This is a genomic window from Curtobacterium sp. MCSS17_011 (genome assembly GCF_003224275.1).
In the GTDB taxonomy this organism is placed as follows: Bacteria; Actinomycetota; Actinomycetes; order Actinomycetales; family Microbacteriaceae; genus Curtobacterium.
On record NZ_QKLE01000018.1, the window covers coordinates 1 to 24413 of the forward strand.

Here is a 24413-nt window from a genome sequence, read left to right on the forward strand (position 1 = left end):
GGGCGCCGGAGATCAACACGTGGGTGTCCCTGCTGGTGATCGTCGCCGCGATGGCCGTGTCGACGCTGGCGAGCCTCATCCGGATGCGAAGCGAGCGTGTGAGTGCAGACGCGTAGGGCGACGGCATGGCGAAATGAACCTCCTGCTTCCCCTCAGCGCGAGTGAGATGCGCGCCTAGCTGGTGCTCTTTGTCAAGGCGACACTGGAGCAGGCGTCGGCGCCGGTCCTCCCCAAATGCTCTCGGGGAAGTCATCAAGTCCACCGTTGTCGGCGAGGTGCAGGAGCAAGGCGCGAGCGTGTTCTGCTGCCGCTGGTGGTTCATCGCCGTACGCGACGGCTGCGGCGAGTCCTTCTGCAGCGCGCCGGACCACGAGGATCCGGTCTGGGGACAGTCCGTCGGCTGCGAGGTTTTCGTTCCACCAGCGCGTGTCGGCGGTCGTGATCTCGCTGACCTTTGGGATCTGGTAGATCCCAGCCCATGACGGCGCCGCCGTGAAGTACTGCAGCGTCGCATCGGCCCCTGACGTCATCGCCCGGACGTAGGCACGGAGGAGCTTGCCGGGGCGGTTCTCGGTGAGGTCCAGATACTGAAGCACGCTGTCTCGAAGCTGTTGTTGCGCGTCGTCGACGAGCGCGACGATCAAGGCTTCCCGGTTCGGGAAGTGGTGGAGCAAGCCACCTTTCGAGACGCCGGCGTGCTTGGCGATGTAGTCGAGGGAGACGCCCGTCCCGCGATCGGCCATGGCTTCTGCCGCCGCTGCGAGCACCGCTGCTCGGGTGCGCTCGGAGTTGCGCGTCGATCGCTCCGGCGACTGGTCGTGCTCCGGCATGGCCTGCTCCTCGGCGTCGGGGAAGTTCCTCATCCATCTGATCAGGAAAGGGGCAAAAGCTGCTCATCTCCTGCCAACAGTCTACATGCGTTCTACAGCCGACCATTTGGTCGGTACGGTGGTCCTCGTGACTTCAACGACTTCCGCTCCGGTGACCGCGCGCAGCTGGGCTGCGCTTGGGATCCTGACCCTGGCCGTGCTCTTGCTCGCGATCGACGGCACCGTGCTCGCACTGGCGGTGCCGGCCTTGTCCGCGGATCTGAACCCGACTGCGACGCAGCTGCTCTGGATCGGCGACATCTATTCGTTCGCGCTGGCCGGGCTGCTGGTCACGATGGGCAACCTCGCCGATCGCATCGGCCGGAAGCGGCTGCTGCTGATCGGCTCGCTCGGTTTCGGGCTGTCGTCGCTGCTCGCCGCGTTCGCCACGAGCCCGGAGATGCTGATCGCCGCCCGCGCGATCCTTGGTATCAGCGGCGCAACGATCATGCCGTCGACCCTCGCGCTGGTGCGCAACATCTTCACCGACCCGGCACAGCGCACCCGCGCGATTGCCGTGTGGGCGGCCGGGGCGACGGCGGGCGCGGCGGTTGGCCCGATTGTGGGTGGCGCGCTGCTGGAGCACTTCCACTGGGGCAGTGTGTTCCTGATCAACGTGCCGATCATGGTGCTGGTTCTGATCGGTGGCGTGTTCTTGCTGCCGGAGTCGCGGGATCCCCGCGGCGCACGCGTCGACCTCCTGTCAGCGCTGTCGTCGTTCGTTGCGATCGTCGCGATCGTCTATGCCATCAAGCACGTCTTCGCGGAGGGGTTCGACTGGAGCGTCGCCGTCGCGGTGCTGGTGGGGGTCGCTGCCGGATGGTGGTTCCTGCGCCGTCAGCACCGACTGACCCGGCCCCTGATCGACGTGTCCCTGTTCCGGTCGCCGGCGTTCAGCGGCGCGGTGATGGCGAACACGGTGTCGATCTTCGCGTTCGTCGGGCTGCTGTTCTTCTTCTCGCAGTACCTCCAGCTGGTTCGGGGACTGAACCCCTTGCAGGCGGGGCTGTCGGAGCTGTCGGCGACCGTCGCGTCGATCATCGTGATCGGACTGGCCGGGTTCATGGTCGGCAAGCTCGGCCGAGGCCGCGCCATCAGCGTCGGTCTGGGGCTCGGCGCGGTCGGGCTCGGCGTCCTCGCTTTCGCGGAGGGACTCGACGGGCTGGCCGGGATCATCATCGGCTTCGCGATCGTCGGATTCGGTGCGGGGCTGGCGATGACGCTCACCACGGACGCCGTGGTCGGCGCCGCCCCGCGGGACCGTGCCGGCGCGGCATCCTCGATCGCCGAGACGGCGTACGAGCTCGGAGCGGCCCTGGGCATCGCCGTTCTCGGGTCGGTGCAGCTCGCGTTCTACCGCGCCCACCTCCCCACGATCAGCAACCCGGACATCGAGCAGTCGATGCGGGAGTCCCTCGCGACGGGCCTGACGCAGCTGGACCGCACGGCGCCAGATGTCGCCGCCGTCATCGAACAGGCCAAACACGCCTTCACCGTCGGCATGCAGTGGACGTCCGTGATCGCCGCGGTACTGCTCATCGTCGCCGCGGTGATCGCATGGCGGTCGATCCCGTCCCGCGCCGAGACCCCCGTCGAGCACTGAGCGACCAAGAAAGGCACTTCCCATGAAGATCCTCGTTGTCGGAGCCGGCATCGCTGGCAGCGGTGTCGCGCTCATGCTCACCCACGACGGACACGACGTCCGCGTCGTCGACGCCATCACCGAGCCCTACCGAGGCGGGTACCAGATCCTGTTCGACCGGACCGCCATGCGCATGGTGCAGCGCATCGGCGTCCTGCCGGAGATCGAAGCGCTCAGCACGCCGACCGCGACGATCACCGTCACCCGCAAGGGCAAGGACCTCGCTCGGATGCGCACGGATGGGTACCGGTCCGCACGCCGTGGTGACCTGGTCGCGACGATCGCTCGCCACGCGGAACGTCGGGTGCCGTTCCAGTACGGCGTCGAGCTCGTCGGCATCGAGCACACCTTCACCGGCGTCGTCGCCCGCTTCGCGGACGGCAGTGCTGAGGCGTTCGACCTGATCATCGGTGCCGACGGCCTGAACTCCACGGTGCGACGACTCGCGGTCGAAGACGGACGGTCGGCGATCTATGAGAACGGACGCCACCACCTTTGGGTGAACGTGCCCGGACGGATGGCCGGCACGACCGAAGCGGCAATCCTGCTCGGGGACCGTGCCGGCGCGCAGGTGTTCCCGTACACGGACCACGACGAGACGCTCGTGCTGACCTCGATCAACCTCGGCCGCGGCCGGCAGCACGGATCCGACCTCCTCCCGGTCGCAGCCGAGCTGCTCGCCACCGCCAGCGACCGGTTCGCCCCGTTCGTCGACCAGGTGCGCACGGCCTCACCTGACCGGATCCGCGTCACGAAGTTCGCACAGGTCCGTGCGCCGCGGTGGCACGCGAGGAACGTCGTCCTGATCGGCGATGCCGCGCACTGCATCGACCCGCTCTCCGGCGCCGGCGCGCACGGGGGCCTGGTCGGCGGAGCGATCTTCGCGGACGAGCTCCGCCGCACTCCCGACAACATCGCCGCAGCAGCGCTGCGGTACCGGCGGCGGCTGCTGCCGTTCGTCCGGTCCGCGCAGCTGCTGACAGCGGGTGTGGTCGAACGCGCGACTGCCGGGAACCTCCGGCAGCGGCTCACCGCTGACTGCTCCCTAATCGGCGCCGCCCTCGCGGTCCGCCGCGCTGACGTGCCTCGCCGCACCTTCACCGCGGCCGCCCGCGCCGCTTCCCTCCCGGTGCCCGCACCCGCGAACTGACCCCGGCCCATCGCCGCGAAGAACGGAGAACACCATGACCACCGTTGCTCGATCCGTCGACGTCGTGATCGTCGGCGCTGGCCTCGCCGGCTTGTCCGCCGCTGACCGACTCACCCACGACGGCTACAAGGTCCTCGTCCTCGAGGGCCGCGACCGCGTCGGCGGCCGCATCCACACCACCTCCGTCGCCGGTGTCCCCGTCGACGCCGGCGCGACCTGGGTCGCACCGGACCACACGGCCATGCATGAGCTGATCGACCGGCTCGGCGGCCGCACCGTCCCGCAGTTCCACGACGGCAAGGGGCTGATCTCTTTCCGTGGTCGCCGACGGGCCGAGAGCGCGCTGGCGCTCGCGCCGTGGGTGGTCCTCGACCTCACCCGGATCATGGGAGCGCTGCAGAAGATCGTCGACCAGCTGCCGGCCGAGGACGCACACACGCACCCGCGCGCGGCGGAGTACGACGCGCTCTCGCTCGGGGCGTGGCTGACGCGGAAGCGTGCACTGCAGGACACCCGGAAGTTCATCGACATGATCAGCAAGGTGCACTGGGGTGCCCCTGCCGGCGACATCTCCCTGTTCAACGCGTTGCGGTACATCAAGACCCTCGGCGGTCTCGAGCACATGATGGCTGTCGAGGGCGGAGATCAACAGGACCGCATCTTCGGCACCGTGCACACCCTCGTCGCCCGGTTCGCTGACACGCTCAGCCCCCGCGTCATCGTGAACGCACCCGTGCACCGGATCACGACGCACGGCGATACGGTCACCGTCGACGCCGAGGGTGTGACCGTTGACGCTCGCTACGTCATCGTCGCCACCGCGCCGACGCATCGGGCAGCGATCACGTTCGAACCGGCCCTGCCCGAACAGCATCGGGGCTTGTCACGCACCTGGCGGCTCGGCGCTCTCAGCAAAGCGTTCGTCGCCTACGACCGTCCGTTCTGGCGCGACCGGGGACTCTCCGGTGAGGGCGTCTCCGACGACGACACCGTGTTCCTCACCTTCGACGTCAGCCCCGGAGCGGACGGCCCCGGCATCCTCATGGTGTTTTGCGACCCCCGCGGCTTCGACGCGTACGACCGCGACGAACGATCCAAGCGGGTCCTCGCCCACTTGGTGCACCTGTACGGGTCCGAGGCGCTGAAACTGATCGACTACCAGGACTTCTCCTGGGGCAACGACACCTTCGCCCCCGGCGGACCGAACCCCGCCGTCGCACCGAAGGCATGGACCACGTTCGGACGGTTCCTCCGGGAACCGGTGGGACGCGTGCACTGGGCCGGCACCGAGACCGCCGACGAGACCTCCGGAACCATGAACGGCGCCATCCTCTCCGGCCACCGAGCCGCCACCGACGTCGCGCAGCTGCTGGCCGCCACCACGCAGCCGGTGACGCCCACCCCGTTAGCACGCTGACCGACGCGATCGTGGGTGCAGGTCCAAATGGGCCTGCACCCACCTTCCCGCATCCGACCACTGAACAGAGAAACCGGCCATGAACACCACCCCTCGGACCGCTGAGTCGAGCACGACGCTGCCCGCACCGATCAGCCTCGCTGCCGCATGGTCGAAGGCGTTCCTCCTCATCGCGATCGCCGTCGCGGTAATCCTCGTCGTCGTCGTGCAACTCCGGATTATCGTCATCCCGGTCCTGGTCGCACTGATCTTGTCGGCGCTGCTGGTGCCGTTCTGCACCTGGCTGCAACGGCACCGGTGGCCGAAGTGGGCCGCAGTCGCAGTCAGCGAAGTCGGCGTCGTCGGCGCCGCCGGAGGGCTCGCCGCGTTGGTGGTCTGGCAGCTCCGAGCCGGCTTGCCAGCCCTCCGAACCGCGGTCGTGCACCAGCTCGACCAGGTCTCCGCGTGGCTGCACGAGCCGCCCATCTCCCTCACGGACGCAGACATCACCGGAGCGTTGACCAGCGCCGTCAACGCCCTTCAGGACAACGCGCAGTCCCTCGTCACCGGCGCCCTCAACGCCGGAAGTGTCGTCGGGACCTTGCTCGCCGGCGTACTGCTGGTGCTCTTCACCACACTGTTCGTCCTCATCGATGGCCGCGGCATCTTCGAATGGACGGTTCGCCTCTTCCCCCGCCGCGCCCGTGAAGCCGCGCGAGGTGCCGGGCGCGCCGGATGGGCGACGCTCACCGCGTTCGCCCGTGTTCAGATCCTCGTCGCCCTCGTCGACGCGATCGGCATCGGTCTCGGCGCTTTCATCATCGGTCTGTTCTTCGATGGGTTCCCGTTCCTGGTGCCGATCGTCATCGCAGTGTTCCTCGGCTCGTTCGTCCCCATCGTCGGCGCGATCGCCAGCGGCGTACTGGCCGTGGTCGTCGCGCTGGTGTTCCTCGGGCCCGTGCCGGCCGTGATCATGCTCGCCGTCGTGCTCATCGTGCAGCAGGTCGAAGGTCACGTCCTGCAGCCGCTGATCATGGGTGCCGCTGTCAACGTTCACCCCCTCGCGGTCGTCCTCGCCGTCGCAGCTGGCGGGTTCCTCGCAGGGATCCCGGGAACTCTGTTCGCGGTGCCGCTCGTCGCCGTCGCCAACACGATCGCACACCACCTCGCTCGGGCACCGTGGCGTCCGAGAACGTCCGCGATCCGACCGGAGGATCTCACCTCGAGCCTGTCCAAGCCGCCGGCCACGTAGCCGTAGCTCGTCCGAGGGATCGACCCGCTCCGCGGTCAGTTGCGGATGACCTGCTGCAGCACCTGGAACGCCACCGCGACGACGAGCGCGTTGTAGAAGAAGCTCAAGATGCTGTGCAGCATCACCACCCGTCGGACACCGAGGCTCTCCACCTGCGCGTCCGAGGTCGCGAACGCGGTCCCGATGGTGAAGGAGAAGTAGAGATAGTCGATCAGAACAGGTTGCCGCTTACCAGGGAATCGCACACCACGGCGGCGGCCGCCCCCGTCGGCCGCCCAATAGGTGTGTGCGAACCCGACCTGGAGCAACGTCCACGACAACACGACGCCAATCGACGCGGTGATCGCGAACAGCAACGCGCCGCCGCCATCCGCTTGAGCCACCAACGCCACGACTGCCGAGTACGCACCGGTCACGCTCGCCACCAGTGGCAGCAGCCACGACCACCGCTCAACCTCCCGAAGCGCGCTCTTGCTCTCGTCGACCTGATGCCCGGGCCAGGTAGCGACGAGACCGCCCAGGAGGTACACCAACGTGACGGCCTCCCACACCACCAGCGTCCAGAACTCCCCGACGAACAGGTACGCAACGCTACTGAGCAGAATCGCCGTCTCAGTGACCCCGACAAGCGTTCGCCGTGCCCGTGAGAAGCCCCGCGATCGGGGTCGGGTGCTTTGCGTCATCGTGTCCTCTCGTACGCGTCGGCGCCGTCCTCGACGACCGATCACGTCTCGGTCAAGCATCCCCGAGACGTCGTGAGAGAACGCATGGATGACCCGCGACCGGCGCGTCGTGCCGGGCATCGATACCGTCACGCGCTCTGGCTTCTGACCATCCGCGACCTCCGCGTGCGGTACTCCACATCAGCGCTCGGGTACCTCTGGTCGATCCTTGATCCGCTGGTGATGTCGGGAATCTATTGGTTCGTGTTCACCCAGGTGCTCCACCGAGGGCCGGTCGGCGAAACGCCATACATCGTCTTCCTGCTCACGGCGCTGCTGCCGTGGATGTGGTTCACCGGCGGCGTATCGGACTCCACACGCGCGTTCATCGCGGAAGCGAAGCTGATCCGCTCGACGACGATCCCGCGAACCATCTGGATCGCGCGAATCAACGCGTCGAAGGGCATCGAGTTCCTACTGAGCATCCCGGTGCTCGCTGTCTTCGCAGTCGCCGCTGGAGCGCACCTCCACTGGCAGGCCACGCTGTGGCCGCTCGCGATCGTGCTGCAAGCCGTTCTGGTCTACGGCATCGGACTCATCGTGGCACCGCTCGTTGTCTTCCACCGTGATCTGGAACGCGCCGTGAAGCTGGTCCTCCGATTCGCGTTCTACGCGTCCCCGATCGTCTACGCGACCAACGCGCTCCCCCCGGCCCTCCACGAGATCGCGGCGCTCAACCCCCTCACCGGGATCATCGGCATCTACCGATCCGCGTTCTTCCCCACGCAGCTCGACGCATTCGCGGTCACCGTGTCGGTCATCGTGACGGTCGTAGTGCTCGTGCTCGGCCGCCTCGTCTTCCGCCGCAGCGAACACCGCGTCCTCAAAGAGCTGTGACCGTCGCATGACCACGACCGTGCCTCACATCAGCTGGCCCACCACCTGGCCCAGCGCTCAGCACACGTGCTGAGGCTTCGGCAAGCTCAGCACGTCAGCGCTCAGCGTGGATCGTCTCCTGCCTCGTACCGTCCATCGACACCTACCGACAAGGAACCCGATGACTGATCACGCCCGCATGGCAGAGCTCGCCAAGGAGCCGCTCGTCGTTGTCGGCGCCCGCAGCAGCGCATTCCGGGGGACTGGCCGAGAACTGCGCGCCATCCTCCGCCAACGCGAGATGCTCGGCATGCTCATCCGCCGCGACCTCAAGGCCCGGTACAAGGACTCAGCACTCGGGTTCGTGTGGACGCTGGTGCGCCCGCTCACACAGCTGCTCATCTACTACTTCGTGATGGGCAAGATCCTCGGCTCAGCACGCTCGATCGACAACTTCGCCATCTACGTCTTCACCGGCCTGACCGCGTACACGCTCTTCAGCGAAGTAGTCGCCGGCTCAACCGGGTCGATCGTCGGCAACAGCGGACTCATCAAGAAGGTCTACGTGCCACGCGAGGTGTTCCCACTCGCAAGCATCGGCGCAGCACTCGTGAACTTCCTGATCCAGTTCGCGATCCTGATCGCAGCGACCGTCGCTCTCCAGGTCTTCCCGTGGCACCAAGGGCTGATCTTCCTCGTCCCGTCCCTGCTCGTGATCCTCGTCTACAGCACAGCGATCGGACTCGTACTCGCCGCGCTCAACGTCTACCTCCGAGACGTGCAGTTCATCATCGACGTCGGGCTGATGGTGCTCCTCTGGGCGTCCCCCATCGTGTACTCGTACTCGATGGTGCTGCAGCGGCTGAAGATCGACTGGCTCTTAGCCATCTACACAAACAATCCCTTGACGCTGTCGATCCTCGGACTGCAACGCGCGATCTGGGGCCACGGCGCCGCCACAGAACCCGCCTGGCCTGCGGAACACCTCGTCAGACTCGGTATCGCGTTCCTGATCGGATGCCTGCTCCTTATCGCAGCGCAACGGGTGTTCTCGCGACTGCAGGGCAACTTCGCGCAAGAGCTCTGAAAGCAGCGTTTGAGGGCTCGAATATGCCCACCGCGTCCGGATGACCACCCCTACTGAGGCCGCGATCCACTTTGGCGAGCAGCTCGTGACGCGGCCAGCGCGCCTGTGCCGAGAGCGGCCAGCGTGCAGGTGAGGCAAAGCCCAAGCAGCACGACGTAGAACGCAGGCGCCAGCGAGGGCCCGGCGCCGTCGTTCACGAGCTGACAGCACGAGACTGGGAGTATGCGCCCCCGACTGTCGTTCACTGTCCTCGCCGTGCTCTGCACCGGATTGCTCGTCGGATGTTCCTCCGTGGAGGGACTCGCGCGGAGTGCCGCTCAGCAGCACGGCGGGACGGTTGGCGCGCTGCCGTGCCCAACCGATCCACCGACCGCAACCGAGTCGTCCTCGTCGCCCACCCCGCGACCGACACCGACCCTGGACCCGACGGTCGCCCGGGAAGTCCGCGACGCGTTGCGGGCAGTCCGCCGACTCCCTGGCGTCGAGCGCGCGGACGAGACCACCACGAACACGCCGAGCACCGCAGCCGACCCGATCTGCCCGGCGCGCCTCGTCACCACAAACCACTTCGCCACTACGGTCACGGTCACGACCTCACCGCAGGCCACCCCGGAGCAGGCCGGAGCCGTTCCCGCGACGATGTCCGAGCACCTGGCATGGACCGGCGTGGACCTGCAGCTGACCGTTCCCGCCGGGGCGGGACACGTCGCGAGCACCGTCGAGTACGACGGCACCTTCGACCAGCGGATCCCCGAGGCTACGTCGACATCAGTCGCGCAGGGGCTCGCGACCCTCGCCGTCACCCCGCACGTCGTCGGGCTCGAAGCCGTCATCCCGACGACGATGCGTGTCGAGTACGGCTCGCTGACCATCGGCGTCGACACCGACGACGAAGCCACCCTCGACGCCGTCCGCGACGTCATCGATGGCACCGCCTTCGCTCACACCACACTCCACGGCTCCTTCGGGAACGGCGCGAAGCCCTGACAAGAGGCCCTGTCAGGGCCAGGTGCACGGCGATCAGCAACGACACGATCAAGCGGGAGGCGCACTTCTGCTGGAACCCAGGCTCTCAACAGACAGGACGAGCACTTGTCCAACTGCTCCGGTTAGGCAGTCCCGATGGCTGGTGGTTCCACCGAGCGCTGCTGGCAGCTGGGCTTCGCCCGGCAGCGATTGTTCACCGGGACCGGGACCGGGACCGGGACCGGGACACCACAAGGGACCCGCGCCGGGCGAGCAATATCTGTGTGCGGGGGCCGTCCGTGTCGCCGAAATCGCGACGCTTGGTGTCGAGGAGAGGCAGCGGCTCAGTGCCGACGCAGAATGTTGAGGAACTCGACTGCCCAGTCCAGGTTGCGGGCGAGCTTGGCCCCGCGATTCTCGGTGTCGGCAATATACCTGTCGAGTTCGGCTTGCAGGCAGCCCCGGTCGGCCTCGTCCGCCGTCGCGAGTCCGTCGACGATTCCGAGCAGTTCGGCTATCTGCTCCAGGGAGTAGCCCAGTGGCTTCATCCGGCGGATCGCGAGCAGCCGTTGCAGGTCGCTATCGCTGTAGAGGCGGAACCCGCCCTCGGTGCGCCCGGTGGGGTGCAGGAGTCCGACGTCGTCGTAGTGGCGGATGGTGCGGCTGGACAGGCCGGTGCGCTCGGCGAGTTCACCGATGTGCATCGTTGACTCGGGCACCAGCTACTACTGGGTGGCTTGACGACGGTCGCCGAGGACGGGCTCGCCATTGCTGCGAACGCGTCCGGCAGTCGATCGTGTCGGAGCGAACCTCGGGCGAAGCGTGGAGGCGCGCCCCCTGTGGGCAGGACGCGCACAGGACCGCGGTGGCGTTCGGTCAGCTCGACGAGGCCGACGGCGGCCGCCGGAGTTGCTCGTCGTGCCGGTGACTCGAGGCTCGCAGCGGATGTCGAACGGGGTGCGACGCGAGGATGAGTGCGATCGACACGGCGACGCCGAGCAGCGTCTCCGCGGTGCGAGTGAAAAGCAGCGGCAGGAGAGCGGGGGTGCCGCTGACGAACGCGATGCCGATCGTGACCGGCGTCAGGAACAGCAACGCGATCGAGTAGTTGCGGGCGACGAACAGCTCGGTGCCGACTGTGAGTGCGACGAGGATCAACGCGATCAGCGGGCGGGGCGGCGCGAACCAGAAGACGGCGCCGGCGACGACAACGCCGGCGATCGTACCGACGACGCGGTGCCCGGCGCGCAGGAGCTGGCCGGATGTCGTCGTTCCGACGATCGGAACGATGGCGGCGACCATTGCCCAGTACGGGCGGTCAAACCCCAGCAGCAGCGCGGCACCTCCCGCCGAGGCGCATGCGACGAGGCACATCGCCGCATGGGTGCCGGAGAGCAGCCACCGTCTCGGATGGGCGGCGAGCCCGGCTGTCGGGGCAGCGAGCCCAACCGCACTCGAGCGCTCGAATGCCGCCCAGAGCGCCGACACGACCAGCGTCCATGCTGCAGAGGCCCCCGCCACCATTGCGGCGGACAGGGGCAGCGCGGCCTGGTGCGGCAGTGATGCGCACGCTCCGAAGCTGAACACGAAGAACAGGTTCCCGGGCGGAGACCACCCCATGGCGTCCGCCAGCAGCGCGCTGGCACCGGCAACCACCGCCGTCCACACCACAATCTCGAACGGCATCGGACTGGACGCTGCAAGCGCCGTCGCCACGACGATGAGACCGACCTGCACAATGGCCACGAGCACCTGCGTGTGCAGCCGAGCCCATGGGGAGGCGCGCCTGGCGAACACCGCAACGACCGCGCCGAGGATCGCAAAAGGTGCCAACGTCACCTCGCCGAGCAACTCAAGTGCCACCACCGGGACGACGGCGGAAAGGCCCAACCGCAGCGCTGGATGGTGCGCGGCGGCGTGCGGATGCAGGTGCAGCAGCTCGCGCGGTGAGGGCAGCGCCTCGCCGAATCGCAGCCGGGAATCTCGGATCACGCGTTCCTCCATTACTTCGCCAGCGAACCATATCCTTCCCTAGTGAAGTACATTGCTTCAATGAGCGACGGGATCGACGACCTTCGGCGACAGTGGGCGCAGATCGCGCCCGAACTGGACACCAGCAGCGTCGACATCGTCGGGCGGATCCTGCGACTGGCGCAGATCCTGCACGCGCGCATGGACGCCGCCCTGCTCGAACTCGGCCTGACGCGCGGCGAATTCGACATCCTCTCCCTCCTGCTCCGCAGCGGACGAGCGCTCACCGCCTCCGATCTCGCGACCGGCCTGCACACTTCGCCAGCGGGGACGACGAAACGGATCAAGAAGCTCGTCGCGAACGGCTTCGCCACTCGCCAGAGCCACCCGGCCGATGCCCGCTCCGTGCTCGTCGCGCCGACGCCCGCGACGTCGGCGGTCGTTCACACCGCGGTCCAGACGCTGTTCCGCGTCGAGTCAGATTTCCTCCACGCGCTACCGCAGCCCCAGCGGGCCGGCCTAGTGGACGCACTCCGCCAGCTTCTCGTCCACGCCGAGCAGACCCAGCGGTGATCGGTGCGCCGCTCGCATTGGCGCAGCCCATGACCGATGCCCCGCTGCGTCGGCCGATCCGGTCGCCACGTCTCCCGGCGGCCGGACGAACCGCTGCAAGCGCGGCTCCGCACGGGTGCTCTACTGTCCGGTTGAGGATCGGTGTACGGGTGCTCTACTGTCCGGTTGAGGATCGGCGTACGGGACTCGATCACGGCCAATCTTGGCCCGGTGTCGCCGCCGCGCCCCACCGTGGACGGCTACTCCGACTCCTACCGACGACTTGGGCAGTACCCGCGAATGAGGGGCATCGCCCTGACACAAACCGACCGACGCTCGGCATTGCACACTTTGTCAGCACAATCAACCCATGTCTATTTGCTGCGGTGTGTGTTCCACTGACGGGGTCGTCGTGCGGATCAGGCATGACGAACGCCGGGTGGCCTGGAGGAAGCTCTCGAGGTAGGTAGCAAACAGGACGACGGCGCCTCGTGGTCGGATCAGAAAACCACGAGGCGCCGCCGGGCTAAACAACACGTGTCGAACAGGCGTGGTTGGTTCGGAGCGCTCCAGCGAACTGTTGGGTCGCCTTCTGCTGACATTTCGGTCTTGCGGCGGGTCGGGAGAATGGGTGATGCTGCTTCCGAAGGCCATCTGCTGGACCCTGTTACCAGTGGCACTTTCGCGGGGAGTGTCGGTCTTTTCCGGGTGCCGCTGCCGTGGCCCGAACCGGCAGCGGCACCCGAACCCATGGTCAGCGGCGCAGCTGGCGGCCGGCGCGCTCTTCCAGGAGTCGGACGCCAAGGAGCTCACCCAGTGCGGGGCCGTACTGGTCGAGCGCGGCGTGGTGGTGCCGTGCCGACGCCTCGAGCATCGGCGCATCCACTCCGGCCATGTCTTGCAGTCTGCGGATTGTGCTCAGTTCTTCGACGACGCGGTCGATGCTGAACGACGGCAGGTAGTCGCCATCGGGCAGCTGGTCCGCGTGCTCGTCGAGGAAGCGGCTCCCGCCCGCGCTCGCCTGCAAGAAACCGTGCAGGGCTTCGACATTCAGCCCGAGCTTCTGCCCGATGAGCAACGCTTCAGCAGCGGCGAGGGCGTTGGTGAACCACAGCCCGTTCGCAAGCAGCTTCACAATCTGACCGTCCTCGGCCCGCTGGCCAATACGACGGACACCGCCCGGCGCAGCGAGGACATTTAGGACCGGGACCGCACGGTCGACGGCATCGTCCGGTCCGCTGACGAAGAACGTCGGCCCGCTCGCCCCGGTCTCTGCGACGGAGCCGCCCATCGCCGCCGACACCGCCGCAACACCGCGGCGCTCCGACGCACTCCGTCCGCGCACCATTGATCCCGAACCCGCACAAGCACCACGGGTGGCGCGGCCCGAGCTCTCGGCTCAGCAACCCGTCAGACCACCGCGCCGCTTGTTCGGTTAGCTGATCGTCCTCCGAGTCAACGAGCATGCCGGGTCCCAGACGTTGCTCCGAGACGAGTAGTAGGGACGTCAGGTGGCGTCAGCCCATGGAGAGATAGAGCCTGCCAGAGGGCTACGGCATGTCCGAACGGCAGTGAGCGCACCGACACCAGCCTGTTTCAGCTCGTCCAACGGCAACGGCAACGGCAACGGCAACGGCAACGGACGGCTGGTCCGCCAGTTTCCCGGTGGACCAGCCTGAGCTCCCGGAAGAGGTGCCCGGGACGAGGCTATCGGCTTTCGGTACAGCACATCGGTCTGCGTTGCCGGAGTCGGTGATGGTCTCCGGCTCGACGTCGGAGCGGTGGGCTCAGCCAGGTCGACAGGACAGCTTGTTCGCACATCGTGGGCGCGTACCTTGAGAGACGTCATCAGCTCGCGGGTCGTCTGCGAAGACGCCTACAGGAAGCCGCATTCATGGTTCGACCGCAGCGCATCGTGTGGCAGGAGGGGCCCGGTACCGACTGGACAGCGCACGCCGACGGTGTCATCGTCGGCAGCGTCCAGCACCACGACCAGTACGAGCTCCACACGAACGACGACCAGGTCCACGGTTCGCACAGCACCCTCGGCAACGCGCAAGCACAGCTCAGTGCCTGGTACTCCTGGGTCGCCGCGCAGCAGGCCCGACCAGCACGCAAGGCTCTGACGCGAGGCGAGCGTTGCCGATCGCGTGACCCGAACACGGACCGGCAACGCCCGTCCCGCAGCCTGATACGCCACGGGTTCCCGTACCGTACCCAGGGTCGCGCTGGACGGGCAGTCAGCAGAGTGAGCGCCTGCGCAGGCGGACCAGCCGGACCAGCCGGACCAGCCGGACCAGCCGGACCAGCCGGACCAGCCGGACCAGCCCGCCGCACGCTCACATCGCACTCACACTGCTAGAGCCGCCGATGGCGGGAGAACCTCCGGCACGGAATACAACACCTGTCGACGATGGTTCACAGTGAGGCGGGGCGGCTGGTTACCGCCCAAGCGAAAGCGTCCTAAGTCCCTGATCCTCGGACGCACGCGGCTGCCCGCTCTCACCCCAACGAGAGCGGGCAGCTCCCCTCTCGTAGTTGCGGTCGCCCTCGATCATCGGGTGCTCAGACTGACGTGTGCGGTTCACGACGGCTTACGTCCCCAGCGACGACGATCCCGAAGTCGCTGGCGTTGAAGCGCCCGATCCTGACGAAGGAGATACCCGATTCCGCGGTCGCTCCGGGGTCGCGTCCGCTTCGCCCCTGGCCCGTTATCCGCATGACGTGGGACGGGTTGAACCGGGTTGTAGCGCATCGTGGATTCCCGGCATGATCGCTGCCGAGCCGCGCGATCCGCAGGACCGGATCGCCCAGGAGCCGTACTGGCTCGACGACGGCGGTTTACTAGGGGCCGTTGCAACGGTTGGTTGTTTCGGGTCCGAGAGTAGCTGCTCGAATCCTTCTGCCGGGGTCCGGTGGCCGAGCGTTTTGCGGGGTCGTCCGTTGAGTTCCGTGGCAACTTCGAGGAGCCGTTCCGGGCTGTGGACGCTGAGGTCGGTGGACTTCGGGAAGTGCTGCCGGAGCAGGCCGTTGGTGTTCTCGTTCGAGCCGCGCTGCCACGGCTTGTGCGGGTCGCAGAAGTAGATCGCGAGGTCCGTGGCGAGAGTGATTTGTGCCGGGCAAGCTCTGTGCCCTGATCCAACGTCAACGACCGACGGAGATGCACGGGCAGGGTCTGGATCGTGGGGATCATCGCGTCCCGGACCGCGTCGGCGCTGTGCCCGTTGGGCAGGTGCAGCAGCATCACGTACCTGGTCGTGCGTTCGACGAGGGTGCCGATCGCGCTCCTAGCGTTGGTCCCGACGATCAGGTCCCCTTCCCAGTGGCGGGCACGGCCCGATCGTCGGCCTCGGCGGGGCGTTCACTGATTAGGACCATGTCCCGGATCTTCGACCACGACGCCCGCCGAGGCTCACCCCGGTGTCGGCGGATCGCGCGTCCGGTGCGGAGGTGTTTGTGCAGGTCAGCGCTCAGGTGACCGCGACCCTGGACGAACAGGGACTGGTAGATCGTCTCGTGCGACACGTGCATCTCCGGCCGGTTCGGGAACGTCCTGGTCAGGTCATCACGGATCTGCTCCGGGGACCAGATCCGCACCAACCGCAGCTCGACCTGCAGGGCGAGCTCGACCCGGTCCAGCTCCCGCGGCTTCGGGCGCCGCGCTCGGACCTGGCACCGCTTCTCCGCCGCGTACGGCCGGTAATCGCCGTTGCGGGAGCTGTTCCGGGCCAGCTCTCGACTGATCGTTGATGGCGCCCGCCCGAGTTCTGCTGCGATCTGGCGGATACCGACGCCAGCCAGGCGCAGGTCAGCGATCCGGAGCCGTTCTTCCTCGCTCAAGTACCGGCCAGAACGAGCTGCTCGCTCGAACGGGTTCTTCCTGCGAGCAGCTTTGAACCATCGGTATCCCTGACGTGGATGCACCCCGACAGCATCGCAAGCAGCGGGCCTGCTCATGCCCTGTCCGAGTAGCTCCCAGAATCGTGCCTCACGGGCACGCTGCTCCAGCCTCGATCCCATCTGCAACACTCCGATTCACGGTGGTGTTGCAACGACCAGCTGAACCCAAGATCTCGGCTATCGGACGAGTAAGGAGGGGTCGTCCGCTGCTCGCCGTCAGCGCCGTCGTCGGTCCCGGTACCGGTGGACCGCGTCGAGGTTGCCGCAGCGTGCCGTGCAGTAGGTGCGGCGCCCGTTCTTGCTGGTGTCCGCGTACACTTGTTGGCATCCCTCGCGAGCGCACTCGCCGAGCCGGTGGTTGCCCGCTTCGACGACGAAGACCGCGAGTCCTCCGGCTGTCATCGCGGTGACGCGTCCGACCAGGTCGCCGTCAGGGCTGGCGAAGTGCAGGTGCATCGGGAGTCCGTCGTGCTCGGCGACCTGGACGGTCTGGACGCTCTCGGTGAGCAGTTCGTTGATCAACGCGACCCGGGCGACCTCGTTCGTCTTTGCGAACACTGCGCGCAGGCGGCCGGCGAGCCGGGTCAGGCCGGCAGCAGAGGCGCTGTCGGCGACCGCCCCTCGGACGAAGGCGTCGCGGAGGACGGGCGCGAGACCGTCCACGGTCCAGCCGTCTCCCGGCGTGCGGTTCGCCAGGTCCTGCGCGAGCCGGACGCCGACCAGGGTGTCATGGTTGAAAGGCACCGAGTCATGACAGCACACTGTCGACGTCGACACACAGTCCACCGATGAGAACTCTGGAGCGGTCATGGAGACCATTGCGCAGGGCGCCACACCCAACGAGCGCGAGTCGATCAGGGCTGCTGCGCAGCGTCGTACCCTCATCGCGGTCATCGCGACGCAGGTGCTCGGTGGTGCGGGACTCGCTGCCGGCGTCACGGTCGGCGCGCTGCTCGCCGAGGACATGCTCGGCAGCGATGCCGTCGCCGGTCTCCCTGCCGCGGTGTTGACCTTCGGATCCGCGGTGACAGCGTTCGTCGTCGGTCGCGCCAGCAACCGGTACGGTCGCCGCCCGGGCCTAAGCGCTGGTTTCCTCGCCGGGGGTGTCGGCTCGATCGGCGTCGTCCTCGCCGCGCGGATCGACAGTCCGGCGCTGCTCTTCGCGGCACTCCTGGTGTACGGCGCGGGTACCGCGACGAACCTGCAGGCCCGGTACGCCGGAACCGACCTCGCACCCAAGCACCGGCGTGCAACCGCGGCGAGCGTGGCGATGGTATCGACAACACTCGGCGCGGTCGTCGGCCCGAACCTCGTCGAGCCAATGGGCCGCCTCGCCATCTCGTGGAACGTCCCCGCACTGGCCGGGCCGTTCATCCTCGCCGCCGCGGCCTACCTCGCCGCGGGCACGGTGCTGCACCTCCTGCTGCGACCCGATCCGCTGCTGCTCGCGCGTCAGCTCGACGTCACCGACCCCGCAACCGTACGCGACGCGACCACACCGGCCGTCCGCCGGGTCAGCCGCGGCGTCGTGGCCGGAGCACTGACGATGGTGGTCGCCCAGATCGTGATGACCGGCATCATGACGATGACGCCCGTCCACATGCAAATGCACCACCACGCCCTGTCAGCGGTCGGTGTCGTGATCGGCGTGCACATCACGGCGATGTATTTGCCGTCCCTCGTCGCCGGAGCCCTCGTGGACCGCGTCGGCACCACCGTCATAGCCGTTGCCTCGGGCACGGCGCTCCTGCTTGCGGGAGTGTCCGCAGCGACCCTCGGTGACTCCGTCGCGGCGTCACTGACCGCGTTGATCCTGCTCGGCTTGGGCTGGAACTTCGGCATCATCGCCGGCACCGCGATGATCGTCGACGCGACCGAACCGGGCGAGTGTGCCCGGGTCCAGGGCAGCGTCGACGTCCTCATCGCACTGGCCGGTGCCAGCGGCGGTGCGCTGTCCGGAGTGGTGATGGCCGCGACCACATACAGCAATCTTGCCTTCGCCGGAGCCGTCCTGGCCCTGCTGTCGCTGCCGGCGATCGGCATCTTGCGACGGCCGTTAGGGACAAGATCTCCATCTCTGCCATCTCGGTAGCCGATCGGCTAGCGGACACCGCTCGAGCCAGACTCCCGAGTACCGTGGGCGCCGTGACGGATCGCTGGATAGACGGGGTGCCCGATGCTCCGGCCGGTATCTTCGGCGCTTGGTTTAACGCTCTCCTGGGGGCGCTTGTCGTGGGTGCGCCAACCATCGCATTCAACACTGGTGAAGCCCCGGCGAGTGTTCTGTTCGCCACCGCAGCCCTGGGGCTCTTCGAGTTTCTGGAAGTCGTCTTCGTCTACAATCTCTATCAGCGAATCGCCGGTCGACGCGCGTTTCGCGCAGAGCGCGACGACGATTGAGAGTCAGATCCCGGGCGTTCACCCGTCCGTATGCCGATCGTCTACCGAACAAGGTCTTGCCCGGCGTCATTATTCGCCACGATCTCCGTCGGCATCCCGTCTAGCACTGCGCTCGATGGCTTCGTCCGCCCCGCGATTCATGCCTGCTGGTTGCGCAAGGCCCATCGCAGTGGCGCACGCTGCAGCACCAGCAGCGAAGAGGCATCCTGGAGCAGCTTCGCTCTGTGTCGTTGTCCCCGCGACGCTTCGTGTCGTGATCGAGTCCCGTGCGGCGACCGGTACTGCCTCCGCACCAGGACTGATCTGGAAGCTGCCTCGGCCAGCCGATGGCCGGCGGTCGCGGCGATGGGGCGCCGCCTGATCGGCGCCCGCAACGCCATGGACTGGTGCCAGATCAAGCTGGCGTAACTCGCGTCTGAGTATCCATTAAGGCCGAGCTGGAACTACCGGGCCTGATCTGGCGTTTGGCGTCCCGCCCCGTTCGGGGGTCGGGTACAAGCACTCAGCTTCCTCATACGCTGCGCAAGCTGACAGCAACCCGTGCTGTCAATCACGTAGGGGGTCTCGTGCGCACACTGCTGTACGCTCCGCGCACGAGGAGGCGCAGCATCGCTGCTGCCACACTCGGCGCGCTCGCACTTGTCGGATCACTGCTCGTCGCCACACCGGCGCAGGCGCTCGTTTTCGAGACTCGCGTCGGAAAGTTGCCTACCGCAAAGGTGACAGACCGGATTGACTATCGCTGGCGCGTCTATGCAAATAAGGTGAAGAGTCCAATCACTTACCGAACTACTTACGGCAAGAACGGTGGCTATTTCACGGGAATTACATACAAGAGTGTTATTTATACCGTGACGGGTTACGAGAGTAAGACTAAAGCTGGGGCAACCACAACGCGTGCGACACGACTCAATCATTCTTGGGAATCTGCGGTGAAAAGCACCACACGCCTCAATGGAAAGCGGTTGCAGTACTCGACGCAGTTCAATTTCAAGCATGGGTCAAAGTCGTCTTCCCAGAGCAACTACTCGGATCAAGCTCAGTGTGATACGAGCAAATACAATAACTGCAAGTTCTGATGAGCGAACTTTATGAGCGCGTTTACAATGGACTTGCCTCTCTTGGGGAAATGACAACCATTGCTCGCAGCGGGACGTTGGTGGAGCGCATTGCCGTTGCCGACTCAGAACAGCTGACGGACGATCTGGCAGTAAGACCCCTCCGGATGTCCTCGTGGCTCTGGCTCAAAGGAGTGACCAGCTGCTTCGCTTCGCGAACAGAAATCCAAATGCACCTGTGTCGCTACAACTCCAGTTGTCAATCAGTGACGCTCCCCCTTACTCACTTGAGAATTTTTTCGAAAGGTTGAATGCTGACAGCAGTGAGCGGGAAAAGGTTCGGGACGCGCAAGTGGATAAGGCGCAGATGAACAGAACTCTTGGCGACGTTTGGTCAGCCACGCGCCCCGCGGAGGGTTAGGAGCATGGCCGGAGGCGGAGCCGGCCGTCTTCCGCACCGGAGGGGGGGCAGCCCCTGACTCTCTTGTTCCGACGAGGCGTCTCGCCACCCTACGGTTGTGAGACGTCTCGTCGGCGTTGCGCTCGCGTGCGTGTGATCAGCCGTGGTTCGTGTCGCTGATTCTGCGGCGCTTGATGTAGGGGGTAGCTGCTCAGTGCTGACGCAGGATGGTGAGGAACTCGTCTGCCCAGTCGAGGTTGCGGGCGAGCTTGGCTCGACGGTCCTCGGTGTCCGCGACGTACGCGTCCAGCTCGGCTTGAAGACGTTCACGTTCGGCACCGTCGGCGGAAGCGAGCCCGTCGATGATTCCGAGCAGTTCGGCCATCTGCTCGAGCGAGTAGCCGAGGGGTTTCATGCGGCGAATCACGAGGAGCCGTTGCAGGTCGTCGTCGGTGTAGAGCCGGAACCCACCCTCGGTGCGGCCGGTGGGGTGCAGCAGTCCGACGTCGTCGTAGTGGCGGACAGTGCGAGTGGACAGGCCGGTTCGCTCGGCGAGTTCACCGATGTGCATCGTCGACGCGCTCACCGCTTCCGTCATTGCACGTCCTCTCCACGGCGCTGTTCCTGTTCAACCGATCGTATCGGTGGCCACGATCAGTTCTCCTGGCACCTGATCGCCCCAACCTTTCCGTTTCGGTAGGGTTCGCGTGTCTGAGTGAAAGTGAGCGTCCGATCAGGTCCTCCCCGAACACATCCGAAATCGATCTTCCGCTCGAGCCGGCGCCACCAGCAGACCTGGTAGCCACTCCGGCTGTGGGGATGGCGCGTCAGCGCCGTTTCCACTGGTTGCCGTGGGTTGCTGTGGTTGCCGCTGGCGGTGTGTTGTCGGTGATGAGCGCACCGGGTCAGACGGCGGGTTTGTCGGTGTTCACGGATCCGCTGATCCGTGAACTTGGGGTGTCCCGCACCAAGGTGTCCGGGAGTTACCTCGTCGGCACGCTAATCGGGGCGTGCGTTCTCCCGTTGACGGGTCGTGCGCTGGATCGTTGGGGCGTGCGGCGGATGACGATGCTTATCGGCGTCGCGTTCGCGGTGTTCCTCGTGGCGCTGAGCCTGATCAGTGAGGTCGTCGGGTTGACGGCCGGCTCCGTCGGTGTCCGCATGGCCGGGCAAGGTGCGTTGTCCCTGGCTGCGACGACCGTCGTTGCGCGGACGGTCAGGAATCGGCGAGGGCTCGCTTTAGGCATCGCGTCGGGGATCGGCTCCGGAGGGATTTCCCTCGTGCCAGTGTTCGTCGAGTCCCTCATCGCCACCTCGAACATCCACACCGCGTGGCGGGTGGAGGCGATTGCCGTCGCCGTGGTTGTGATTCCAGTCGCGTTCTTCCTCCCGCGCCATCAAGAGCCCGGCTCGCAGACAGCACAGAGCGGTGCCGATGTTGGGCAGCAGCTGTGGACGCTCCGCGAGGCGGCGTCGACGGGGATGTTCTGGGTGATCGCTGCCGGACTGGCAGCATCCGGGATGCTGAGCACCGCTCTGGCGTTCCATCAGGTCGCCGTCCTCGGAGAGCAGGGCCTGACCGCAACGGAGGCTGCTGCGAACTTCCTGCCGCAGACGGTCACCGGAATCGCTGCGACGCTCATCACCGGTGCGCTTTCGGACCGGATCGCACCGAAGTGCGGGGTGACCATCGCCATGGTCACCCTCACGGGCGCCCTCGTGCTGCTGCCGACGGTGCAGCCTGGGTGGACCGCGATCGTCTACGGGCTCGTCCTCGGCGCCGCGGGCGGCAGCCTCCGCGGTATCGAAGCCGCGGCGTACGTGCGGTACTACGGGACGGCGAACATCGGCGTGATCCGCGGCGTGGCGACCGGGGTGAACCTCGCATCGACCGCGTTCGGGCCACTACTGCTCGCCCTCGGCCACGACATCGCTGGCAACTACACCGCCCCCGTGCTGTGCTTCGCGGTCCTACCCGCGACGGTCGCCATGGTGTCGGTCTTCGCCCGACCACCGAAGCATCCCTCGCTCGTTCAGTAGCGCCACTGGTCCCCGTCGAATTCGGGGGGGCCAGTCAGTGTGCGCGGAGGCTGTCGAGAAATTCGTCGACCATTTCCAGCTGCTCATCCAGGCGCTCTCGCCGTGCTTCAGCATCGCGGATGAACACCGCAACCCGGGCCCGCACGGCAGTGACGTCCACGTCCGGACTCGCCTCATCGAGGACGCGAACCGCGTCGACGAGGATCGCGGCCTCGCTGAGGGAGAACCCCAATGGCTTCATTCGTCGCACCATCAGCAGCCGCTCGACGTCCTCCTCTGAGTAGAGCCGGAACCCGCCATCGGTGCGCCCGGACGGGTGCAGCACCTCTGCTGCGTCGTAGTCACGGATCGTCTTCACGGATAGCCCCGTCCGCTCCGCGACCTCACCGATCTGCATGAGGTACTCGCTCGTTCCGGCAGCTCCTTCGTTGCTCACTTGCGCACCAACCCTTCCGTGACGGTAGAGTCGAACCATACCAACTCTCCCGTGACGGAAGAGTCGGGTTTCTGGCTGGCCCCTGGTGTGGCCGGCGTGCGCGATGACGCGCCCTACGACATTCCCTCGCGGGCGCAGAGCGTCCGCACCCTCACCGAAGGAGAACCGTGACCACTGTCACGCCAGCACCGGCCCCGGTGCACACCAGCCCCACCGTCCTGTCCGCGTTGAAGAGCCCGCGGATCCTGACCCGTGAAGTCCTCGCCGGCCTCGTCGTCGCCTTGGCGCTCATCCCGGAAGCGATCTCGTTCTCCATCATCGCTGGCGTCGATCCTCGTGTCGGGTTGTTCTCAGCGTTCGTGATGGCCGTCGTCATCTCCATCGTCGGCGGCCGTGCCGCGATGATTTCCGGTGCGACCGGCGCCATCGCCCTTGTCGTCGCTCCGGTGATGAAGGAGCACGGCCTGGACTACCTGATCGCGACTGTCCTGCTCGGCGGCGTCTTCCAGCTCATCCTCGGCGGACTTGGTGCGGCGAAGCTGATGCGCTTTGTGCCGAGGTCGGTGATGGTCGGGTTCGTTAACGCGCTCGCGATCCTGATCTTCACCGCGCAGCTGCCGAACATCATCGGCGTCGACTGGCTCGTCTGGCCGATCACCATCGTCGGAATCGCGATCATCGTGCTTCTGCCCCGCCTGACGAAGGCGATCCCGGCGCCGCTCGTCGCGATCGTCGTCCTGACGCTTGTGACTGTGTTCGCGTCGATCGCCGTGCCGACCGTGGGCAACGAGGGCAAGCTGCCCGACAGCCTGCCGACCCTGTTCATCCCGAACGTGCCGCTGAACCTCGAGACGCTGACGATCATCGCGCCCTATGCCCTCGCGATGGCACTCGTCGGTCTTCTCGAGTCACTCATGACGGCCAAGCTCGTCGACGAGGTCACCGACACCAGCTCTCGGAAGACCCGGGAAGCGCTCGGTCAGGGCATCGCGAACATCTGCTCCGGCCTCCTCGGCGGGATGGGTGGCTGCGCGATGATCGGGCAGACGATGATCAACGTGAAGGCCTCCGGTGCCCGCACCCGCATCTCCACCTTCCTCGCCGGCGTGTTCCTGCTCGTCCTCGTCGTTGGGCTCGGCGACATCGTCGCCATCATCCCGATGGCGGCCCTGGTCGCGGTCATGGTGATGGTCTCCGTCGGCACCTTCGACTGGCACAGCATCAAGCCCTCCACTCTGAAGCGCATGCCTGTCGGGGAGACCATCGTCATGGTCCTCACCGTCGTGCTGACTGTCGCCACCGACAACCTCGCCGTCGGCGTGATCATCGGCGTCATCGCCGCGATGGTCGTCTTCGCCCGCCGCGTCTCCCACTTCACCTCCGTCACCCGCAGCATCGAGACCAGCGGAACCGGGGAGCAGCACGCGCTCTACACCGTCGAGGGCGAGCTGTTCTTCGCCTCCAGCAACGATCTGACCACCCAGTTCAATTACGTCGACGACCCTGAGCTCGTCGTCATCGACATGACCCGCTCCCACGTCTGGGACGCCTCCACCGTCGCCGCACTTGACGCCATCGAGACGAAGTACCAGGCACACGGCAAGCGGGTCGACATCCAGGGACTCAACGATGCCAGCCAGGCCTTCCACGGCCGCCTCGCCGGGAACCTCGGTGGCGGTCACTGACCTCCCAGTTCTCCGCCCGGCTCAGCGGATGCAACATGTGATTGGGCGGAGCAGCGGGCCGGCGTAGCCCC

The 24413-nt window shown here is 66.7% G+C and carries 21 protein-coding genes and 1 pseudogene; 13 read left to right on the top strand and 9 right to left on the bottom strand.

The window, feature by feature from the left end:
• Positions 1-191: 191 nt before the first annotated feature.
• The gene (locus DEJ17_RS12275) at positions 192-830 is read right to left on the bottom strand and encodes a TetR/AcrR family transcriptional regulator (protein WP_181421158.1); all 639 of its coding nucleotides are present in this window, start codon (positions 828-830) and stop codon (positions 192-194) included.
• Here DEJ17_RS12275 and DEJ17_RS12280 point away from each other — a divergent pair.
• The 4 genes from DEJ17_RS12280 to DEJ17_RS12295 all read left to right on the top strand — a co-directional run bounded on the left by DEJ17_RS12280 (position 829) and on the right by DEJ17_RS12295 (position 6309).
• Positions 829-2472 (top strand): MFS transporter, encoded by a 1644-nt coding sequence (locus DEJ17_RS12280; RefSeq protein WP_258366792.1) that lies wholly within the window; start codon positions 829-831, stop codon positions 2470-2472. The two genes, DEJ17_RS12275 and DEJ17_RS12280, sit on opposite strands and share 2 nt — an antisense overlap.
• Positions 2473-2494: 22 nt before the next feature.
• Positions 2495-3661, top strand: coding sequence for an NAD(P)/FAD-dependent oxidoreductase (locus DEJ17_RS12285; protein ID WP_110894242.1), 1167 nt, complete (start codon positions 2495-2497; stop codon positions 3659-3661).
• Positions 3662-3695: 34 nt separating this feature from the next.
• Positions 3696-5078, top strand: a complete 1383-nt coding sequence (locus DEJ17_RS12290; RefSeq protein WP_110894244.1) for a flavin monoamine oxidase family protein — start codon at positions 3696-3698, stop codon at positions 5076-5078.
• A 79-nt stretch (positions 5079-5157) separates the two neighbouring features.
• A complete protein-coding gene (locus tag DEJ17_RS12295; protein WP_110894247.1) occupies positions 5158-6309 on the top strand; it encodes an AI-2E family transporter in 1152 nt (383 codons plus the stop codon).
• A 35-nt stretch (positions 6310-6344) separates the two neighbouring features.
• Here the strand turns inward: DEJ17_RS12295 and DEJ17_RS12300 are convergent, their stop codons facing one another.
• The gene (locus DEJ17_RS12300; RefSeq protein WP_181421159.1) at positions 6345-6992 is read right to left on the bottom strand and encodes a DUF1345 domain-containing protein; all 648 of its coding nucleotides are present in this window, start codon (positions 6990-6992) and stop codon (positions 6345-6347) included.
• 84 nt (positions 6993-7076) lie between these two features.
• Between DEJ17_RS12300 and DEJ17_RS12305 the strand changes: the two genes are divergently transcribed.
• From DEJ17_RS12305 to DEJ17_RS12315, 3 genes are all read left to right on the top strand, one after another.
• The gene (locus DEJ17_RS12305; protein WP_110894249.1) at positions 7077-7868 is read left to right on the top strand and encodes an ABC transporter permease; all 792 of its coding nucleotides are present in this window, start codon (positions 7077-7079) and stop codon (positions 7866-7868) included.
• Between the two features lie 160 nt (positions 7869-8028).
• The gene (locus DEJ17_RS12310; RefSeq protein WP_110894251.1) at positions 8029-8934 is read left to right on the top strand and encodes an ABC transporter permease; all 906 of its coding nucleotides are present in this window, start codon (positions 8029-8031) and stop codon (positions 8932-8934) included.
• 453 nt (positions 8935-9387) lie between these two features.
• On the top strand, positions 9388-9921 hold the full coding sequence (locus DEJ17_RS12315; RefSeq protein ID WP_258366793.1) for a hypothetical protein: 534 nt from the start codon (positions 9388-9390) through the stop codon (positions 9919-9921).
• A 323-nt stretch (positions 9922-10244) separates the two neighbouring features.
• On the opposite strand, the gene DEJ17_RS12320 is transcribed toward DEJ17_RS12315, so the two are convergent.
• A complete protein-coding gene (locus DEJ17_RS12320) occupies positions 10245-10604 on the bottom strand; it encodes a MerR family transcriptional regulator (RefSeq protein ID WP_110894255.1) in 360 nt (119 codons plus the stop codon).
• Positions 10605-10776: 172 nt separating this feature from the next.
• Complete coding sequence (locus tag DEJ17_RS12325) at positions 10777-11892, bottom strand: FUSC family protein (RefSeq protein ID WP_181421160.1); 1116 nt, start codon at positions 11890-11892, stop codon at positions 10777-10779.
• A 60-nt stretch (positions 11893-11952) separates the two neighbouring features.
• Between DEJ17_RS12325 and DEJ17_RS12330 the strand changes: the two genes are divergently transcribed.
• Positions 11953-12444: a MarR family winged helix-turn-helix transcriptional regulator gene (locus DEJ17_RS12330; RefSeq protein WP_110894259.1), complete on the top strand. Its 492-nt coding sequence runs from the start codon at positions 11953-11955 to the stop codon at positions 12442-12444.
• A 733-nt stretch (positions 12445-13177) separates the two neighbouring features.
• On the opposite strand, the gene DEJ17_RS12335 is transcribed toward DEJ17_RS12330, so the two are convergent.
• The 3 genes and pseudogenes from DEJ17_RS12335 to DEJ17_RS12350 form a co-directional block, all read right to left on the bottom strand.
• Positions 13178-13771: an NAD-binding protein gene (locus DEJ17_RS12335; RefSeq protein WP_110894261.1), complete on the bottom strand. Its 594-nt coding sequence runs from the start codon at positions 13769-13771 to the stop codon at positions 13178-13180.
• Positions 13772-15302: 1531 nt separating this feature from the next.
• A pseudogene (locus tag DEJ17_RS12345) lies at positions 15303-16380 on the bottom strand (IS30 family transposase); the annotation flags it as partial.
• Positions 16381-16539: 159 nt separating this feature from the next.
• A complete protein-coding gene (locus DEJ17_RS12350) occupies positions 16540-17067 on the bottom strand; it encodes a CGNR zinc finger domain-containing protein (protein WP_110894266.1) in 528 nt (175 codons plus the stop codon).
• 64 nt (positions 17068-17131) lie between these two features.
• Here DEJ17_RS12350 and DEJ17_RS12355 point away from each other — a divergent pair, with 64 nt between their 5' ends.
• The 3 genes from DEJ17_RS12355 (at position 17132) to DEJ17_RS17565 (ending at position 19802) form a co-directional block, all read left to right on the top strand.
• Positions 17132-18415 carry an MFS transporter gene (locus DEJ17_RS12355; RefSeq protein WP_110894268.1) on the top strand — a complete coding sequence of 428 codons (1284 nt, stop codon included), beginning with the start codon at positions 17132-17134 and terminating at the stop codon, positions 18413-18415.
• Positions 18416-18468: 53 nt separating this feature from the next.
• Positions 18469-18723, top strand: a complete 255-nt coding sequence (locus DEJ17_RS12360) for a hypothetical protein (RefSeq protein ID WP_110894270.1) — start codon at positions 18469-18471, stop codon at positions 18721-18723.
• A 566-nt stretch (positions 18724-19289) separates the two neighbouring features.
• Entirely contained in the window at positions 19290-19802 is a 513-nt protein-coding gene (locus DEJ17_RS17565; RefSeq protein WP_146239711.1) for a hypothetical protein, read from the top strand.
• 590 nt (positions 19803-20392) lie between these two features.
• Here the strand turns inward: DEJ17_RS17565 and DEJ17_RS12365 are convergent.
• Positions 20393-20779, bottom strand: coding sequence for a MerR family transcriptional regulator (locus tag DEJ17_RS12365; RefSeq protein WP_110894272.1), 387 nt, complete (start codon positions 20777-20779; stop codon positions 20393-20395).
• A 221-nt stretch (positions 20780-21000) separates the two neighbouring features.
• Between DEJ17_RS12365 and DEJ17_RS12370 the strand changes: the two genes are divergently transcribed.
• A complete protein-coding gene (locus DEJ17_RS12370; RefSeq protein WP_258366794.1) occupies positions 21001-22221 on the top strand; it encodes an MFS transporter in 1221 nt (406 codons plus the stop codon).
• A 34-nt stretch (positions 22222-22255) separates the two neighbouring features.
• On the opposite strand, the gene DEJ17_RS12375 is transcribed toward DEJ17_RS12370, so the two are convergent.
• On the bottom strand, positions 22256-22657 hold the full coding sequence (locus DEJ17_RS12375) for a MerR family transcriptional regulator (RefSeq protein WP_309146743.1): 402 nt from the start codon (positions 22655-22657) through the stop codon (positions 22256-22258).
• Positions 22658-22824: 167 nt separating this feature from the next.
• Here DEJ17_RS12375 and DEJ17_RS12380 point away from each other — a divergent pair, with 167 nt between their 5' ends.
• Positions 22825-24342 carry a SulP family inorganic anion transporter gene (locus DEJ17_RS12380; RefSeq protein ID WP_110894275.1) on the top strand — a complete coding sequence of 506 codons (1518 nt, stop codon included), beginning with the start codon at positions 22825-22827 and terminating at the stop codon, positions 24340-24342.
• The last annotated feature ends 71 nt before the right edge of the window (positions 24343-24413 follow it).